This is a genomic window from Sphaerisporangium sp. NPDC049003, assembly GCF_043197795.1.
Lineage (GTDB): Bacteria > Actinomycetota > Actinomycetes > Streptosporangiales > Streptosporangiaceae > Sphaerisporangium.
Window position 1 is genome coordinate 21,503 of the sequence record NZ_JBICTU010000016.1, and the last position, 16,732, is coordinate 38,234.

A 16,732-nucleotide genomic window follows, 5' to 3' on the forward strand; every position below is an offset into this window, starting at 1 on the left:
GCTCATCCCCGCTTGCTGCCGATGACCAGCTCGCCCACGCTGCCCTCGGTGAGGTAGTCGAGCCCGCTCGCGGCGGCGAAGTCCCCGGCGTCGCCGCCGCCGAGCCCGCACACCGCCAGGTCCATCGCGGTCCCGACGAGATAGAGCGTCTGGTACAGCACGCCGACGTGCTTGAGCATGAGGGAGTAGGCGATCGTCTCGTACTTCCACATCACCCGGCCGAAGCGCGCGGTGACCACGAGCAGCACCTGCGGGTCGGCCTCCAGCAACGCGGACGCCCTGGCCCGCCGCACGAGGATCTCGGTGGCCGGGCCGGGCTCGGCCACGCGCTCCAGCGCGTGCCCGGCGGTGTCGTAGTGCCACAGACCGGGCTCGGCCCCTTCGCACGACACGATCAGCGGGTAGACCTCCAGCTCGTGGATGGACCCGCCGGACGGGTACGGCCGGTCGACGAGCTCCGCCCCGTCGGGCGAGGTGAAGGAGTTGCGCCTGCGCATCGACCGGTACAGCAGCTCCCCGAGCCGGTCGACCGTGATCGGGGAGTCGGCGTCGTGCTCGCGCAGCGAGCGGCGCCGCTCAAGGGTCTCGGTCAGGCTGGGGTCGGACTTGGCCGCGAGCTCCAGGTCGGGTGGAGCCAGCGGGATCCGCGGGCCGTCGAACGGCGCGGGGGCGGCGGGCAGCGGGCCGAACCTCGGCCCGAGCGGGTAGGTCCCGCCGTACCGGCCGGTGAGGCGCGGCCCCCGGCTGTGGGCGTGCAGCCAGAGGTCGCGGGGGGTCCACTGCGCGTGCGACTGGTCCTCGTCCTCGGACGTGCGCGTCAGCAGGCCGGCGGCGTCGAAGAACCGCAGCACCTGCTCGACCGGTACGCCGGGCAGGGCCTCGGCCAGCTCGGCGGGGGTGGTCCAGTCGGCGAGCGCGCCGAGGATCCCCGCCGCCCGCGGGGCCAGCTCGACGACGCCGGCGTGACGCGGGGAGCGCACCGTCAGCACGCCGTCCTCGGCGGTCGCCACGGCGAACCGCGACAGCTTCACCCTGGCGTCGGGGGCCGGGGCGGCGGCGGGCTCCAGCGGCCCGCTGCCGACGGGCCGCAGCCGGGCGCCGTCCACGCTGTACTCCAGCAGCCCGCTCCTGGCCAGGCGGCGCACGAGCATGTTCCAGCGGAGCAGCCCTGCCTCGCCGTCGCCGTCGACGACCGCCGCGGTGAGGCCGGCGTCGGTCATGTCCCCGGCGGCGAGCGCACCGAGGGCCGCCACGGTGCCGGGAGGCAGGTCGCGAAGCCCGATGGCCCCCACGGGCGCGGACACGCGCAGCGCGCCGCCGGACTCCGCCAGCTCCGCGTCGCGGCGGAGCCGTACCTTTGTCTGGGTCACAGTCTGCTCCTCCGCGCTCAGAAGAAGACGCTCGTGGGGTTGAGCTGGTCTTCCGTGCTCGCCTGTGGCACCCAGCCGAGCTCGGCCGGCACGTCGTACAGGCGTCCCGCGCCGAGGCGCCGCCAGAAGTGCCGCATGCCGGGCGCGATCATCCGTACGACGTTGAGGTCCAGGTCGGGGCGGGTCTGGTCGACCACGATCACCTCGATCCCCGCGGCCTTCGCCCTGGCCACGCACGTCTCGACGTCCCTGGCCAGGTCGTCGCCGTCGGAGGGGGCGTAGTCGGCGGGCGTGCGCGGGCGCTGGGCAGGGTCGGGGACCAGCCACGGCTCGTTCGCCAGCTTGGTCTCCTTCCACCAGGCCAGGGTGGCGATGTCGTTGTCCAGGTAGAGGGTGTTGCCCTGCTCGTCGCGCCGTTCCACCGACGGGAGGAACTGGTTGACCTCGGTCAGCGTCCTGATCGCCGCGATCTTCGGGTCGAGGTGGGCGCCGAAGCCGACGATGACGTCCTCGACCGGGTGGCCGATCCGGTGCGAGACCCCGACGAACGCGGGGATGCCCAGGTCGGTGGTGATGTCGAGGAGCCAGATGCTGCGACCCATCCCCTCGTAGAACTCGCGCAGCGTGTCGACATACGGATCGCGCAGCGAGTCGAGGTCGAAGGCGGGGCGCCGCGCCCGGTTGTACCACCACAGGGCGACCGCGTCGCGCTCGACGAGCTCGCAGAACCCCTGGAGGATCGCCTCTTCCATGGAGTTGCCGGACGCGTTGCCGTTGGAGTCGCCCACGCAGTAGAAGTGGCGTTCCAGGTCCGGGTGGCCGTACCAGGCGTACCCGGAGGGGATGAGCCGCTCGCGGCCGTCGGTGAGCGACCAGGCGGGCGACCAGTCGATCGGCAGGTCGGTGCGGAACCTCTCCGGCACCAGGTGCAGCCGGTGGCTCGGGTCCTTGTTCCACTCGTCGCGCCCGGCGTACTGGGACGGGGAGAAGTGGAGCAGGGACTCCACGTGGACGGCGAGGGCCGGGTCGAGGTCGGCGTAGGCGGCCTTGCGCACCTGCTCCTCGCCCCGCCACACGCCCGAGTACCGCTCGATGGCCTCGCACAGGGCGCTGACCTTGGCCTGGATCTCGGTGCGTCCCTTGCCGCCGCTCTGCCCGCGAAGGTTACGGCGCAGCAGGTCCATGTTGTCGCCGACCATGGCGAAGTTGTGGCCGGCGGTGAAGCTGTAGGTGACGCCGTTGTCGTACTCGGCGAAGGTGTGCAGCCGGGTGACCGCGCCGATGAGCGGGCTGATGTGCCGCTCCAGCCGCTGGTAGGTCTGCGAGGGCGGTTCGATGCGGTACCCGCCGTCGGTGACGTGCCGCGCGTCGCGCGACGACAGCACCACCTTCGGGCTGCGCTCGGTGACCAGCGTCGGGTCGCCGCAGGCGGGGCACTGCGGCAGCCGGATCATGGTGTGGTCCGTGGCGGCCAGCGTGCGCAGGTCGATCGTGGTCATCTTGCCTTCGAGCCGCGACGGCGCGCCGGTGGCGGCCATCCGTGCCATCTCCACCGCGAGCAGCCCGCCGACCAGGGACGGTCCCGCCGGGTTCGCCTCCAGCGCGGGGTGGTACGGGATGCCGTCGCCGTGCTTGCCGGCCAGGTAGCGCTCCACCTGGCGGTTCCCGCTGATCCGCTGGGACAGGCAGGCCCAGCAGCCGGTACGGCCCGGCTGGATCACGGGCCCGGCCCACAGCGTCAGCCCGGTCGGCTTCACCAGCGCCCACGGGTGCTCGGCGGCGAGGTAGGCGGCGTTGAGCCGTTCGAGTGACGGGTCGAGGTAGTCGTTGACGACGACCAGGGAGAGGGCGCCGCCGGGCGCCGCGGCCTCCTCCTCGACCAGGGCGTGCCTGACGCGCAGCCCGTGTTCCCGCAGTTGCGCGACCACCGCGCCGGTGTCGGCGCCCTCGCCGGCCACAACCGTGAATTCGGTCTCCGCGAGCGCGGCCTGTACGGTCTTCGGGTCGATTCCCTGCGCGTCCCAATACGCGAGCGTGCTGTCCGGCCAATCCGGCCGGCCGTCCGCCAGGTGTCCCAACGCGTCGAATTTACGGATGGCGACCATGACCTGCATAAGCGATAACTCGGCGCCCAACGCTCCTGCGATATCGGCTATCGTGTGCCGTCCGTCCAGGTAGGGGAGCACCTTGACGCACTCGGCCCCCTTGATGAGGTAGTGCTGGCCTTCGGCGAGAAGGAAGACCTTCGATCCCTCGACCACCTGGGCGGCGAAGTGTGCTTTGAGGCGTGGGCGATCCATGGCACTCCCCGTATGGGCTCATTTCCATTGATCGCAGAGTCGCATCGGCCCAGGACCGTGTAAAGACGTAATTCCGGCATACGTATTCGGGTGTCCTTTATAAGTGCCGCGTACGGATTGCGTATCCGGGAAATGCGTACGACGCCCGCCGGCACAGGCCGGCCTACGCCTCGCGGTAAGCTCGGTCCGGGTGCCGTCGGGCGGCGCACAGTCCGTTACGCATCCCGACATACCGCCCTATATAAGGCGATAGGTCCTTTGATGGTGCATTAGGTATTGACAAGGGACTAGTCATACGCGGCATGATCCTGGTGTAGACGTAAGCACCCGGGCTCTGGGGGGAACGATGTTGTCAGGGCAGCAGGTGCTGCACCGCGACATCGAGTTACGTGTGATACAGGAGGCGCTTTCCGCGGCGTCCGCGGGAAAGCCGTCCGTCCTGTTGATCCTCGGCCCGAAGGGCATCGGGAAGACCACACTGCTCCACGCCGCGCTGACCGAGAGGCCGGACACCGGCGCCATCCTGACGGCACGCGGCCACCCCGCCGAGCACGACTACCCCTTCGGAGTGGTCCGCCAGCTCTTCGACCCCCTCCCGGCGGGCGACATGCCGCCCGCCGAGCCCACCTCCGGCCCTCTGCTCGTCCCCGGGCACGCCTATGAGGCCCACGGCACCGGGCTCGTCGCCCCCGACCTGCTGCAGAGCCTGTACCGGGCGACCCGCTCCATCACCGGCCCCAAGCCGCTGATCATCGCCATCGACGACGCCGACCAGGCCGACGCCCAGTCGGCCCAGTGGTGCTCGTACATCGCCAGGCGGCTCGACTCGCTGCCCATCGTCATGATCCTCACCGCCGACTCGCACTCCCGGCGTGGCCACGACGCCGTCCGGGACATCGCGGCCCTGCCGTACGCGCGGCTGCTCCAGCCTTCCCCGCTCTGCCGTACCTGCACCGGGCAGCTGCTGGAGTCGGCGATCGGCGCCGCGGTCGACGCGGAGGTGGCGGCGGCCTGCCACCAGCTCACACAGGGGAACCCGCTGCTCCTCCACCAGCTGGCCGGCCAGCTCGTCGCGGCCAAGGTGAGCCCGGAGAAGACCGAGCTGCCCCGCGTGATGGAGCTGGGGGCCACCTCGCTGACCGAGACGGCGCTCGGATGGCTCCTGGCCCACGACCCCGCCAGCGTCGACCTGCTGAGGAGCCTCGCCATCCTCGCCCCCGACGACGGGCTGGAGACCGCGGCCATGCTCTCGGGGTTCGGCCAGCTCGCGGCCAGGGAGGCGGGCGAGACCCTGCGCAGGGCGGGGCTCCTCGTCGGCTCGCCCCCCGACCGGTTCGTCCACCAGCACATCCAGCAGACGATCCTGGCCGGGATGGATCCTCTGGTCCGCGACGACCTCCACCGCAGGGCCGCGAAGCTCCTCTACCGCTTCGGCGCCCCCGTCAACCGGCCGGCCGGCCACCTGATGTCGACCGGCCCGACCGCCGACCCGTGGACCGTGGCAATCCTGCGCGAGGCGGCGCGCGAGGCCGTGGCCGAGCACGCCTGGGAGCCCGCGGCCCGCTACCTGCACCGCGCGCTCGCCGAGTCCGACGAGCCGGCCGTCGACCTTGAGATCACCGCCGAGCTGGGCGCCGTCGAGATGCAGCGTGACCTGCCCGCGGCCCTGCGGCACCTGCGCACCGTCTTCGGCCGCGTCCGCACGGCCCCGCAGAGGATGAGCGCGCTCGCGCCCTTCGCCAACATCCTGGTCACCGCCAACTCGGCCGAGGCCGGCGGCGTCTTCGCCGAGGCCGCCCAGATCGCCGCCGAGACGCCTTCGGCGTTCGGCGCCGACCTGCTGTTCATCTTCAGCGCGCAGGCGATGCTGTGGGGGCGGTCCACCGGCGTCCTGCGCGAGCTGGTCCGGTCGATGCACGCGATGGCCACCCCCCAGGCGAGGGAGTTCCTCAGCGCGCTCGCCCTCCTCACCGGCGTGAAGGGGCGCGGCCTGACGCGGACGCTCACGCTGACCCGGCGCTGCTTCGACGGCAAGGGCGTCGTCCCGCTCGGGGCGGTGCTCCCCCTGGTCTGGGGCGACCGCATCGACGAGGCCTCGTACTGGTCCGAACGCGTGGTCACGGAGGCGCGCGCGGTCGCCTCCGACACCCGGCTGGTCATGGCGCTGGTGGTCCGCTCGGAGGTGCGTTACCAGCTCGGAAGCCTGGAGGCCTCGCTGCGCGACGCCACCGAGGCGACCCGCCTCGCGGAGCTCACCCACACCGAGGGGTTCGCCATGGCGGCCACGGCCAACGCGGCCAGGGCGCTCGTCGAGCTCGGCGCGCTGGACGTCGCCGAGTCGCTGCTCCGGGCCGTCGACCCCTACGGCGACTGCCATCCCCTGATCTCCGGCCACATCATGGACGCGCTCGGACGCCTGTACATCGCCCAGGGCAGGCCCCGGGACGGCCTGCGGATCCTGCTGGACTGCGGGCGGCGCCTGACCGCGTCCGGCATCACCAATCCCGCCTGCGTCCCCTGGGGGACCAACGCGATCCTCGCGTACATGCTGTTCGGCGAGCGTACGGCGGCGCGGGCGGCGGCCGAGCGGGAGCTGGAGCTGGCCCGCGCCTGGGGCGCGCCGACGACCATCGGCCGCGCCCTCAGCGCCGGAAGCGTGGCGTACGAGGGAACCGCCCGGCTCGACATGCTGCACGAGGCGGTCGACCTGCTGCGCACCAGGGGCGCCAGGCTGGAGTACACCCGGGCCCTCATCCGACTGGGCATCGCCCAGCGCCAGACCGGCGACGACCACAGGGCGCGCGAGACCCTGACCGCCGGACTCGACCTCGCCGTCGACTGCGGCGCGGTCCGGCTCGCCTCGCTGGCCGACAAGCACCTGGCCGTCGCCGCCACCCGCCCCTCCTCCGGCGTGCGGCGGGAGAACGCCCATCCGCTGACGACCGGCGAGCGCCGCGTCACCGACCTGGTACTTCAGGGCATGAGCAACCTTGAGGTGGCGACCATCCTGTCGATCAGCAAGCGGACCGTGGACACTCATCTCGCCCGCATCTACCGCAAGCTGGGCATCCACACCCGCGCGGAACTCGTCGCCATCCTTACCAGCCTGACACCCGACACCCCCGCGGACCCGGACCTCAGAAAACAGCCCCCGCCGACGTTCGAGGACCACATGGAGTACCGCACGGTCCTGTGATCCGGCGCGAATGGCGTCCCCGCCGCCATTGTCGTCGGCACACGGAACCCAACGCGGGAAACTGACATCCATTTGTTTCCACGCGCGGCATCGGTTCTTCAACGCCCCCCATCTGACACCTCGGTCCACCGCGGCCTCGTCCATCGCCGCGCGCCGAAGACGTAACGCGATGTTCACATGAGCCGGGACCGGGGCCTGAGGTGTACGCCCCGGCGGCGACGCGCGAGGGCTTCCGGGCAGGTCCGGCAGCGCCCTCGCCCGCTCCCGGCCAGGCGTTGAACAGGGGTTACATGCGTCAATCGTGACACTTTAGACGCTTCGTGGCCCCTTGACCGTTTTATTGCACCTTTATACCATCCGGATCATCTTTCCCCGACGCCACAGTGGCGTCGCTCTTCCAAGGACGCCCTGCTCCTGACCTGGGACCGGTCGTCCCTGCCCCCTGAGGAGTCGTCATGCCAAGCACCGCCAGGTGCAGGAGACCTGTGTACGGGAAGGTGGCGGGTGTCGCGGTCATGGCCGTGACCGCACTCGTGCTGCCGTTGAGCCCGTCCGCGAACGCGGACAGGGACACCCATTCACATGGGAAGCCCACGCAATGTAGCTCCGACCCGAACGCTCACATCGCCTCCGTGCCTAGCCCCGAGTCGTTCCTCGGTTTCCCCCTCGGCAAGGGCCAGTCCCGCGTCGTGACGACCGAAGAGATCCAGAAGTACGTCAAGGCCGTCGGGAACGCGTCCAGCCGGGTGGTCACCGGCACGATGGCGCGGAGCGTCACCGGCCAGGAGCTGCCCTACGCCATCGTGTCCAGCGAGAAGCACATGGCCAAGGGGCAGCTCGCGAAGATCGCCAAGCAGATCCAGGAACTGCGTGACCCGCGGTCGCTCCGGCCGGACAAGGCCGCGCGCATCGCCGCGGACACCCCCGCCATCGTCTGGATCGCGGGCAACGTCCACGGCGGCGAGAAGAGCGGCGCCGACGCCGCGCTGAAGACGCTGTACGAACTGGCCGGCGGGCTGTCCTGCGACGTCGCCAAGCGCAACGAGAACACCGTCACGGTCATCGTGCCGACCCAGAACCCGGACGGCCGCGACGCGAGCCGCAGGCAGAACGAATACGGCTTCGACCTGAACCGGGACTGGTTCGCCCGCAGCCAGCCGGAGACCGACGGCAAGATCGCGATGCTGCGCGACTACCCGCCGCAGGTCTTCGTCGACGCCCACGAGATGGGCGGGCGCCAGTACTTCTTCCCGCCGAACGCCGATCCGATCCACCACGAGATCGCCGACCAGCCCGTCGACTGGATCAACCGGATCGGGGCCGCCAACGCGGCGGGCTTCGGCTACAACGGCGCCTGCGGCGGCGCGGTCACCACGGAGTGCTACTTCAACTACGCCACCTATGACCTGTTCTACATGGGGTACGGCGACACGGTGCCCGCCGCCGGCTTCGGCGCCGCAGGTATGACCTTCGAGAAGGGCAGCACCTCGGCGGTCGAGGACCGCGTGCAGCAGCAGTTCAACACGCAGTGGGCCACCACCGGCTGGGCGGCCGCCAACAAGAACGAGATCCTCAACAGCTACTACAAGATCTGGCAGACGGCGCTCGCCGAGGGCGCGTCCGGCGCGCTTGAGCCCAACCAGGTCGTGCAGCCGACCAACACCGTCCAGTTCCCGGTGGCCGACATCAAGATCCGGTCGTACTTCCTGATGCCCGACCGGCAGCTCGGCGACGTGCGCCGTCTGGTCGAGCGGCTGCGGGGCATGGACGTCGAGGTCTACGAGCTCGAAAAGGCGATCACCGTCCCCAACGCCCGGATCTTCGGCGGCCGTACCGCCAAGAACCTCAAGGTTCCGGCGGGGGCGTACTGGATCCCGATGAACCAGCCGCAGAAGCACTGGATCCAGGCGCTGATCGGCGAGGACCCCTACGTTCCCTTCCCCTACTTCTACGACGTCTCCTCCTGGAGCAACCCGCTGCTGATGGGCGTCGACACCGTCTACACCGGGGACGCGCTGTCGCCGAAGGCCGAGCGGGTCAAGCGCCTCGAAGGCGGCGTCGACTGCTCGGTGTCGAAGAACGGCTCGTACTCCTACGCGCTGGACTCCGCCGCCGCCTCAGAGCTCACCTTCCGGCTCCTCGGCTCGGGCGTGGCCCTCACCCGCGACCTCAAGACGGGCGTGGTCAGCCTGCCGGCTCAGGCTATGGACAAGAACGCGCTGGACAAGCTGGCGCGGTCGGTCGGCGTGACCCTCAAGGGCAGCTCCAAGCCGGCCACCGGCACCGCGCTGCGCCTGCCCGACACCGGTCTGTTCGCCGGCACCGGCATCTCCACGACCTCCGGGTCCTACGGTGAGACGCGCTACGTGCTCGGCAGCCGCTGGGGTCTCAACCTCAAGCCGGTGACGACCGCCGACATCAACGACAACACCGCGGCGTTCACCGGGCGTACCGCGCTGATCGTCCCGGACGGCAGCAGCGCGACCGGCGGCCTGACCGCGCAGGGCCTCGCGAACCTCAAGGCATGGGTCGCCGCAGGCGGCACGTACCTCGGGCTGCGTAACGAGGGCACCAGGGTCGCCCGCGCCGCGGGCCTGACCTCCACCACCGAGAAGGCCAAGCCGACCGGCTACCAGGTCATCGGCTCGCACTTCCGGGTGAACGTGGCCAACACCAGCGCGGTGGCGCTCGGACGCCCGGCGGAGGACTTCCAGTTCAACAACGGCGACCCGATCCTCAACCCGACCCAGACCGGCGTGAACGTCCTCACCTACCCGGCGGGCGACACGTTCTGGTCCAACGGCTACACCGTGAAGGCCGACACCCTGAAGGGCACGGCCGCGCTCGTCGACGAGCCGACCGGCACCGGCCACGCCGTGCTCTTCGCCTACAACCCGCTGTTCCGCGCCTACAACGAGAACGGCATCCACCTGGTCGCGAACGCACTGCTCGCCCCGGCGCCCGCCGCCTCACCCCAGCCGCAGCAGCGACTGGCGACGCCGCAGAGCAGCGCGGACGCCCTTCGCGCACAGGCGGAGTCCACCGACGAGCCGGCCAACCTCGGCGGTGAGTGGCGGCCCATCACCATCCAGGTCGCCGAGGCCGACCTGGCACGTACCGAGGCCGTGATCGGGAAGTACACCGACACGGGCAGCTCGGCCGTGGCCGACGGCTCGGCCTACATCACGATCCCGAACCCCGAGGGCCTCTCGGCCGACGAACACCCCTTCCTCCGCGACCTGGTCCAGGCCCTCAACACCGCAGGCATCCCCCTGCGCTCCGTCGTGGGCTGACCCCGTCCCCTCCTAGAAGGCAAAGCCGAGTCCCGGCCGGGCAACCCCCGGCCGGGACTCCGGCGTCCCAAAACCCGAAACACCACGCCGAAAGCCGGACGGCGCACAGGCCGGGGACGCGGACCACGCGGCATCTCCCTCTCCGGGCATCCGGTGAGCTATGCGTTACCCATCGAACATGCTCTGGTTGCTACGAACAGGCCGGAAGGCCGCTCACGGCAGAAGCGTCAAGGCGGTGGTGTGTCGAGGACGCACAATTGTGAAATGGCGACGGTCCACAGTCGCGATGTCAGTGATGCGTAGCCGCTCAGCGCACGCCAGAACGGAAGCATCCGCAGTGCCGAGAGGGAGGTCTCGATACGTGGATACGAACTCCGCCATCCGTAGCCAATCGGATGGGTGCACTGGTTGTACAGCGAAAACACCGCGGGCGAAGTCGCCCAAGAATTTGATCTCCGCTTCGGCCCCCAGACGCGTCGAGATGAGATAGGCGGCTTCTGTAACCACCAGAGTAGGCACGATGAGTGGTCCAGGATGGGACTCGAGCAAGGCAAGGCACGCCTTGTGATGCCTGTCATCGGCATCGACATATGCGTACAAGGGCCCTGCGTCCATGATCAGAGGGGCTACGACGCCTCCCTGTGACGGCGAGCCCATTCCCGGTCCAGAATCTCGCGGATACGTTCCGAGATGCCATCTTCCCCACTGTGACCGGCCCCAGCGGCGAGCAACTGTCGACGCCCCCCGCTGGGAAGATGCGCCTCAATGGCCTCTCGGGTCCACTCGGACACCGTCATGCCTCGCCGCTCGGCTTCATGCCGCATACGAGCATCAAGCTCATCCGACAGCTTCACCGTGGTGCGCTTCATGTATGCCAGCATACCGATCCGACTCAGCGTTAGATTGAAGTTACTGAAAGTACGGATTGAACGATGTCCCGAACCGCTGACGCGGGCCAAGTGATCGCGTAGACACCGACCGGAAGCATGGCCGCACGGTCCTACGGCTCGCGCGATCGTGTGATACCCCCCTCATCGTCCCTACGAGGGGTCGTGAGGCGATGGGTGCCTTCTGTGGCTGAAGGTTGAGAGGGGGTTGTCAGCCCGTGGGGGAGGTGAGGGTGGCGGGGACCGGGACGTTCAGGTGGTGGAGGAGGGAGGCCAGTTCGCGGTCGAGTTGTTTGCTGACTTCGGTGATGGCGGGGTTGCCGAAGCTGGAGAACTGGGTGGTGGGTTGTTCCACCGTGAACCAGGTCTCGCCGTCGGCGTCCTCGTAGATGGCCGTGCGGAGGGGCGCGTACAGCAGGACGGCGGGGTTGTGGTGGTACATGCGCTGGGCGATCACGTGGTTTCCCATCAGGTACTCGACGCAACGCCACCGGTCCCCCGCGAGCCGCATGATGTGGGTGAAATCCCCGCTCCAGTAGAGGATGAAGTTGTGCGGGGCGTTCTCGGCCGTCGCCTGGAGGATGGCGTCCCAGTCGGCGTCGTCCTCGGCGAGCCGCTCGAAGCGTTCGGCCTCGAACGCCGGGACGGCCTGCTCGTACCGGGCGCGGAAATCGTCGAACGGCGCGCCGACCGCCATGGACAGGCGGTTCACCCAGTGCGGCACGACTTCGATCCTGTGGCGTACCTGCTGGCCCATGATCCCTCCCGATGTGTCGTCCGCTCCGGACGGGGCGGTCATCACCGGTAGCCGGGGGCGCACACCTGCCTTTGGGGAGTCTTCCGCGCGGGATGCCGTGCTCTTTGCACGCGGGGTGCGCAGGTCAGGCGGCGAAGAGCAGGAGCAGGCCCACGACGGTGTAGGCGACCATGAGGAGAAGCAGGGGGATCTGGCCGAGGACGGCGGCGCGGCGGGGGAACAGGGCGAGGGCGCGGTCGTGGGCGAGGACGGTGCCGAGCACGTGGCCGACGACGATGACCGTCACCTGGAGCATCGCGATTCCGGCAGGGGTGGTGCCGGCCGCGCTGAGGGTCCAGCCGGCGGTGCCCAGCCAGTCGGCCCCGGTGCCGAGCGGGTCGGAGAGCAGGGCGAGGGTCCGCTGGCCTTCCAGGAGGAAGAGCGTGTAGTAGTGCGCGACCACGTACCCGACGGCGATCGGCACGATGGCGTGGGCCAGTTCGCCCGCCGTCGTGCCCGGCTCCGCCTCGCCCCAGCGGCCGGCCAGCGCGGTCGTACCGAGGTAGGCGGCGAGCACCAGGCCGATGACGGTGACCAGACCGGCCGTACCCATCACCGGCGACGGCAGCGCGCTCTCCTGGACGAAGCGCACCCAGATCGGCGCGTTGGAGAGGCTGTCGTACATGGTGGAGCCGAGGAGCACCACCACCAGCACCGTCAGTCCGGGCGCGGGCCGTAGGCCGGCCATGCCGTCGAGGGAGTTGCGCCAGGTCACGACGCCGTCGCGGCGTCTCACCACCGGGGCGAGGCTGCCGACCAGGGTGCTGTACGCCTCGAAGGCGTCCCCACGGTCGAACCAGTCCGACCCGAAGACCACCGCTCCCGCGAGCATGGCCAGCGTGTACGCCGCGAGCCAGAACGTGATGACGGGAAGGGTGGCCCGCTCGGGGGCGACCAGTTCCAGCCACACGAAGGCGAAGATGCCGGCCGCCGCGGGCCAGTATCCGAGACCGGGGGGAAGCCGCCGCAGCCCGAGCCGGGGGTCGCGCCCGAGCGCCGCGCAGGCCAGCAGGTGCAGCGTGCGCAGCGGGTTGAGGGCGCGCCACACCGGGCCGAACAGCAGCGACAGCGGCACCAGGCCCACCCAGAACACGACGTAGAAGACCCCTGCGGTGGGGTTGTCGACGTCGTCGGGGCCGAAGAGCAGGCCGACGCAGAAGTACGTGGCGGCGGCCAGGCCGGCGAGCCGCCATACCCACGGCCAGGCCGTGGAGGACACGGCGCGCTGGAGCAGGGCGGACAACGGGCGGGTGCGCGCGAGGGCACCGCCCAGCCTGGGCTCGGTCCACAGCGCGCCGAGCGCCACGAAGGACACGAGCAGCGCGAGGATCGCGCCGGTCAGCGCCGCCGAGAACGGGATCGGCAGGTCCTGGCGCCCGCCGATGCCGTGAGCCAGGAGCACCCCGCCGCCTAGCGCACCAGGAGCTGGCACAGCTGCAACTCCGTGCCGTGGGTCTCGACCTCGAACAGCCCGCTCTGGTCGGCGACGAACTCGATCTTCGCGGGGGTGCCGGGCTTGAGGTCCGCCGCCTTGTCGTAGCCGTGTACGTGCGCCACGTCCGCGACGTCACTGGTCACCGTGATCCGTACCGTCTGGCCCTTGGTCACGTCGACCCGTCCGGGCGGGGGCGTCACGGTGCGACCGGCGATGGTCACCACGATCTCCTTGACCGTCGAGGCGCCGGGAGCTGCGGCGGCGTTCGAACCGCCGCAGGCCGACGTGGCCATCAGCAGCGCGAAGGCGAGCGCCAGGGCGGCGAGCAACGGACGGCGGCGGGCGAGGGTGGACGTCATCGGCGGTTCTCCTGGGGGGTGGAGCGATGTGGCTTGGCGGCCTTGCGTGAGGAGGGGGGACGGGGGGTTCGACGTCGCTCGGCGACCTGGCGCGACGGGGGTGAGGATGGTGCTCAGCGTCGCTTGGTCGTCTTGGTGGTCTTGGCAGGTGGTTTCCTGCCTGGGGCGGCCGTGCGCTGGGCCGGGGGTTTCCTCGCCTTGGCGCCGGTTGAAGGGCGGCGGGCCGTGGCGTCGCCGGATGCGGGACGGCCTCCCGAGCCGTCGGCCGGTGCCGGGCGGCGGGCCGCGCGGACCACCATGACGCCCACTCCGACGACCAGGACGGCGGGCACCAGCCAGACCATCACGCCCGTACCGGAGTCGGACCGCGTTCCGGCCTTGGGCGCTACGCCCGTCACCCCGGTCTCGGGCACGGGCGCGGCCTGCGGCGAGGTGGTGGCCGCGCCGGTCTCGGGGACGGAGCCGGTCTGAGGGACGGGGCCTATCTGCGGCCCCGACGTCGCCGCGCCGGTCTCGGGGACCGTACCGGTCTCAGGGACCGACTGGGGGGCGGTGGTCTGGGGGACGGCGCCCTCGCCGCCGGCCGCGGCGAGCAGGGCGGGTTCGGGCTGGTCGGTGGGGGTCTTCCAGCCCTTGGGCGGCGCCGACATCTTGCCCTTGTAGGTGAACCGGACCTCTCCCTTGACCTCCTCCCCGTCCGAGGCCACCGTCAGGTAGCGGGCGACGTAGGTGCCCTGCTCCGGCCAGTACGCCACGGGGACCTTCGCCGCGTACCCGACGTGGAACAGGCGCGGCTCCCAGGTGCCGTCGACGAGCTGGTACTCCTGGACCGGCTCGTCGAGGCGCTTGGGCTCCCCGTACGTCCAGTGCCGGTCGACCCGGACACCGCTGGGGGCGGTGACGGTGAAGTACGCGTTGGAGATGGGCCGCTCGGTGAAGTACAGCTCAAGTGACTCCAGGGGTTCGGAGACCGTGCTGTCCTTCGCCGGGTTCGACAGCGCGAGCTGCCCGTGGGCGGACGCGGGCGGTGCGAGGCCGGTCATCGCGATGCCGCCGACGACGGCCGCAAGGAACAGCCGGCCCACCCACCGCGCGACCCGCGAGCCGATGCGGGGGCCGATAAGCGAGCCGGACGGGCTCGCGAGGGCTCCGCTCGCGGCCGGCGGGGCGCAGAGCCGTGTGCGTCGGGAAGAGCGCAGCGTCGATCCTTCCGGGTACCGTACGCGTGCGCCGACCACGTCGTATTGGGGGGACGATCCGTCGCGCTCGCCGGTTGTGCCGACCGGTGTCACGCACGGGATGCTGGGCCACATTGTCGCCACCAGGCTCCTCGATCGTCAACCCTTCACCGGATCTTGCCCAAGGCGCCGGAAGGGGGTTCTCACCGGCCAGAAATGCCTGGTCATCTTGCCGTACCACTCCATGCGGAGCCCCGACCGGCCGCGCGGCCTTCGGCCGGCCGCCCGGCAACCGAGCGTCATCGGCCCGGCCGCGCGGCCGTTGATCGGCAATCACGGGCGAGCACCGACAGATGGGGAGAAATTTCCTGTTTTAGCGACTTATAGCACTCTTGACCGTTTATGAGGGTCTTTATACGATCCGCTTCAGCTTCCACGGCTCGAACCGCTGAAAGGGATCGCATGAGATTTCACCGTCTGGGCGGTACGGTCGTGACGGCCGCGCTGAGTGTGCTGGTCAGCGTCCCGTCGGCACACCCCGCGTTCGCCGCCCCAGGTGAACCTGGCAAGCCGCGTTACTCGGCCGGCGCGCCGAGCGTCGGCGACCCGTACTTCCCGGACCAGGGCAACGGCGGCTTCGATGTCCGGCACTACGACATCGCGTTCTCCTACGAGACGGCCGGTCGGCGCATCGACGCCGTCACGACGATCACCGCGGTCGCGACCGAGGACCTGGACCAGTTCGACCTCGACTTCCGGGGCCCCGAGATCACGGCCCTGACGGTGGACGGGCACCGGGCGGACTTCCGGCGGGACGGGCAGGAGCTCGTCGTGACGCCGCGCCCCAAGCTCAAGGAGGGCAAGCCCTTCACGGTCGTCGTGAAGTACGCGGGGACGCCGCCGGTCATCACCGACCCGGACGAGTCCATCGAGGGATGGGTCCCGACCGATGACGGCGTGTTCGTACCGGGCGAGCCGCAGGGTTCCACGGCCTGGTTCCCCGGCAGCGACCACCCCACGGACAAGGCGACGTTCACCTTCCGCGTCACCGTGCCGGAAGGGATCACGGCCGTCGGCAACGGCCAGTTGCTGTCGCAGACGACGGAGAAGGGCAGGACGACGTTCGTCTGGGACTCGACCGAGCCGATGGCGACCTACCTCGCGACGATGACCATCGGGAACTTCCAGGTGACCCGGTCGGCGACGCCGAGCGGGATCCCCGTCTACACCGCGGTCGACCCCCGGCTGGTGACCCAGTCGGCGGCCACCGTCGCGAGGATCCCGGACATCATCGAGTACTTCAGCACGATCTTCGGGCCGTACCCCTTCGCCTCGGCGGGGGCGATCGTCGACCGCGCGCCGGACGTCGGCTACGCCCTGGAGAGCCAGACCAAGCCCATCTTCTCCAGCTCCCCGAGCCTCGGCACGATGGCGCACGAGATCGCGCACCAGTGGTACGGCGACAGCGTGTCGCTCAACCGGTGGTCCGACATCTGGCTCAACGAGGGCTTCGCGACGTACGCCCAGTGGCTGTGGACCGAGCACAACGGCGGCGCCACGGCGCAGCAGACGTTCAGCTCCACAAGCAACTACGGGCGCGCCGCGACCTCGTCGTTCTGGCAGACCGTCACGACCGACCCCGGCCCGGTGGACATGTTCGGAAACGTGCCCTACAACCGGGGCGCCATGACGCTGCACGCGCTGCGCGGCAAGATCGGCGACACCGCGTTCTTCCGCCTGGTGAAGGAGTGGGCCGCCGCGCACCGGTACGGCAACGCGAGCACCGCCGACTTCGTCCGTCAGGCGCAGGAGGTCTCGGGCATGGATCTGACGAACTTCTTCGACGTGTGGCTCCACCAGAAGGGAAAGCCGTCGGCCTGGTAGGCGCGGAAAGTTCGGCTGCTGCTGTACGGTTCGC

The 16,732-nt window shown here is 70.3% G+C and carries 11 protein-coding genes; 3 read left to right on the forward strand and 8 right to left on the reverse strand.

Annotated elements, in window-relative coordinates; all coding sequences use genetic code 11:
- Window positions 1-2: 2 nt before the first annotated feature.
- A complete protein-coding gene (locus tag ACGFIV_RS18775) occupies window positions 3-1,370 on the reverse strand; it encodes a SagB family peptide dehydrogenase (RefSeq protein ID WP_358553035.1) in 1,368 nt (455 codons plus the stop codon).
- A 17-nt stretch (window positions 1,371-1,387) separates the two neighbouring features.
- Entirely contained in the window at window positions 1,388-3,670 is a 2,283-nt protein-coding gene (locus ACGFIV_RS18780; protein WP_392836351.1) for a TOMM precursor leader peptide-binding protein, read from the reverse strand.
- A 346-nt stretch (window positions 3,671-4,016) separates the two neighbouring features.
- Here ACGFIV_RS18780 and ACGFIV_RS18785 point away from each other — a divergent pair, with 346 nt between their 5' ends.
- Complete coding sequence (locus ACGFIV_RS18785) at window positions 4,017-6,866, forward strand: AAA family ATPase (RefSeq protein ID WP_358553039.1); 2,850 nt, start codon at window positions 4,017-4,019, stop codon at window positions 6,864-6,866.
- Window positions 6,867-7,321: 455 nt separating this feature from the next.
- Entirely contained in the window at window positions 7,322-10,159 is a 2,838-nt protein-coding gene (locus ACGFIV_RS18790) for a M14 family zinc carboxypeptidase (protein WP_392836355.1), read from the forward strand.
- Between the two features lie 213 nt (window positions 10,160-10,372).
- On the opposite strand, the gene ACGFIV_RS18795 is transcribed toward ACGFIV_RS18790, so the two are convergent.
- From ACGFIV_RS18795 to ACGFIV_RS18820, 6 genes are all read right to left on the reverse strand, one after another.
- Complete coding sequence (locus ACGFIV_RS18795) at window positions 10,373-10,816, reverse strand: PIN domain-containing protein (protein ID WP_358553043.1); 444 nt, start codon at window positions 10,814-10,816, stop codon at window positions 10,373-10,375.
- Window positions 10,786-11,028 carry a CopG family transcriptional regulator gene (locus ACGFIV_RS18800; RefSeq protein WP_358553045.1) on the reverse strand — a complete coding sequence of 81 codons (243 nt, stop codon included), beginning with the start codon at window positions 11,026-11,028 and terminating at the stop codon, window positions 10,786-10,788. Before ACGFIV_RS18800 ends, ACGFIV_RS18795 begins: the two co-directional genes overlap by 31 nt.
- 229 nt (window positions 11,029-11,257) lie before the next feature.
- A complete protein-coding gene (locus tag ACGFIV_RS18805) occupies window positions 11,258-11,803 on the reverse strand; it encodes a DUF302 domain-containing protein (protein ID WP_358553047.1) in 546 nt (181 codons plus the stop codon).
- A 124-nt stretch (window positions 11,804-11,927) separates the two neighbouring features.
- Entirely contained in the window at window positions 11,928-13,274 is a 1,347-nt protein-coding gene (locus ACGFIV_RS18810; protein WP_358553049.1) for a hypothetical protein, read from the reverse strand.
- Window positions 13,253-13,636, reverse strand: coding sequence for a hypothetical protein (locus ACGFIV_RS18815; protein ID WP_358553051.1), 384 nt, complete (start codon window positions 13,634-13,636; stop codon window positions 13,253-13,255). The genes ACGFIV_RS18810 and ACGFIV_RS18815 overlap by 22 nt, the downstream gene beginning before the upstream one ends.
- A gap of 113 nt (window positions 13,637-13,749) precedes the next feature.
- A complete protein-coding gene (locus ACGFIV_RS18820) occupies window positions 13,750-14,928 on the reverse strand; it encodes a copper resistance protein CopC (RefSeq protein WP_358553053.1) in 1,179 nt (392 codons plus the stop codon).
- A gap of 348 nt (window positions 14,929-15,276) precedes the next feature.
- Between ACGFIV_RS18820 and ACGFIV_RS18825 the strand changes: the two genes are divergently transcribed.
- Window positions 15,277-16,698 (forward strand): M1 family metallopeptidase, encoded by a 1,422-nt coding sequence (locus ACGFIV_RS18825; RefSeq protein ID WP_392836362.1) that lies wholly within the window; start codon window positions 15,277-15,279, stop codon window positions 16,696-16,698.
- The last annotated feature ends 34 nt before the right edge of the window (window positions 16,699-16,732 follow it).

Excerpts from the sequence above, each read along its gene's own strand:
- ACGFIV_RS18780 (WP_392836351.1), bottom strand. The coding sequence starts at position 3,670 with ATGGATCGCCCACGCCTCAAAGCACACTTCGCCGCCCAGGTGGTCGAG.
- ACGFIV_RS18785 (WP_358553039.1), top strand. The coding sequence starts at position 4,017 with ATGTTGTCAGGGCAGCAGGTGCTGCACCGCGACATCGAGTTACGTGTG.
- ACGFIV_RS18790 (WP_392836355.1), top strand. The coding sequence starts at position 7,322 with ATGCCAAGCACCGCCAGGTGCAGGAGACCTGTGTACGGGAAGGTGGCG.
- ACGFIV_RS18795 (WP_358553043.1), bottom strand. The coding sequence starts at position 10,816 with ATGGGCTCGCCGTCACAGGGAGGCGTCGTAGCCCCTCTGATCATGGAC.
- ACGFIV_RS18800 (WP_358553045.1), bottom strand. The coding sequence starts at position 11,028 with ATGAAGCGCACCACGGTGAAGCTGTCGGATGAGCTTGATGCTCGTATG.
- ACGFIV_RS18805 (WP_358553047.1), bottom strand. The coding sequence starts at position 11,803 with ATGGGCCAGCAGGTACGCCACAGGATCGAAGTCGTGCCGCACTGGGTG.
- ACGFIV_RS18815 (WP_358553051.1), bottom strand. The coding sequence starts at position 13,636 with ATGACGTCCACCCTCGCCCGCCGCCGTCCGTTGCTCGCCGCCCTGGCG.
- ACGFIV_RS18825 (WP_392836362.1), top strand. The coding sequence starts at position 15,277 with ATGAGATTTCACCGTCTGGGCGGTACGGTCGTGACGGCCGCGCTGAGT.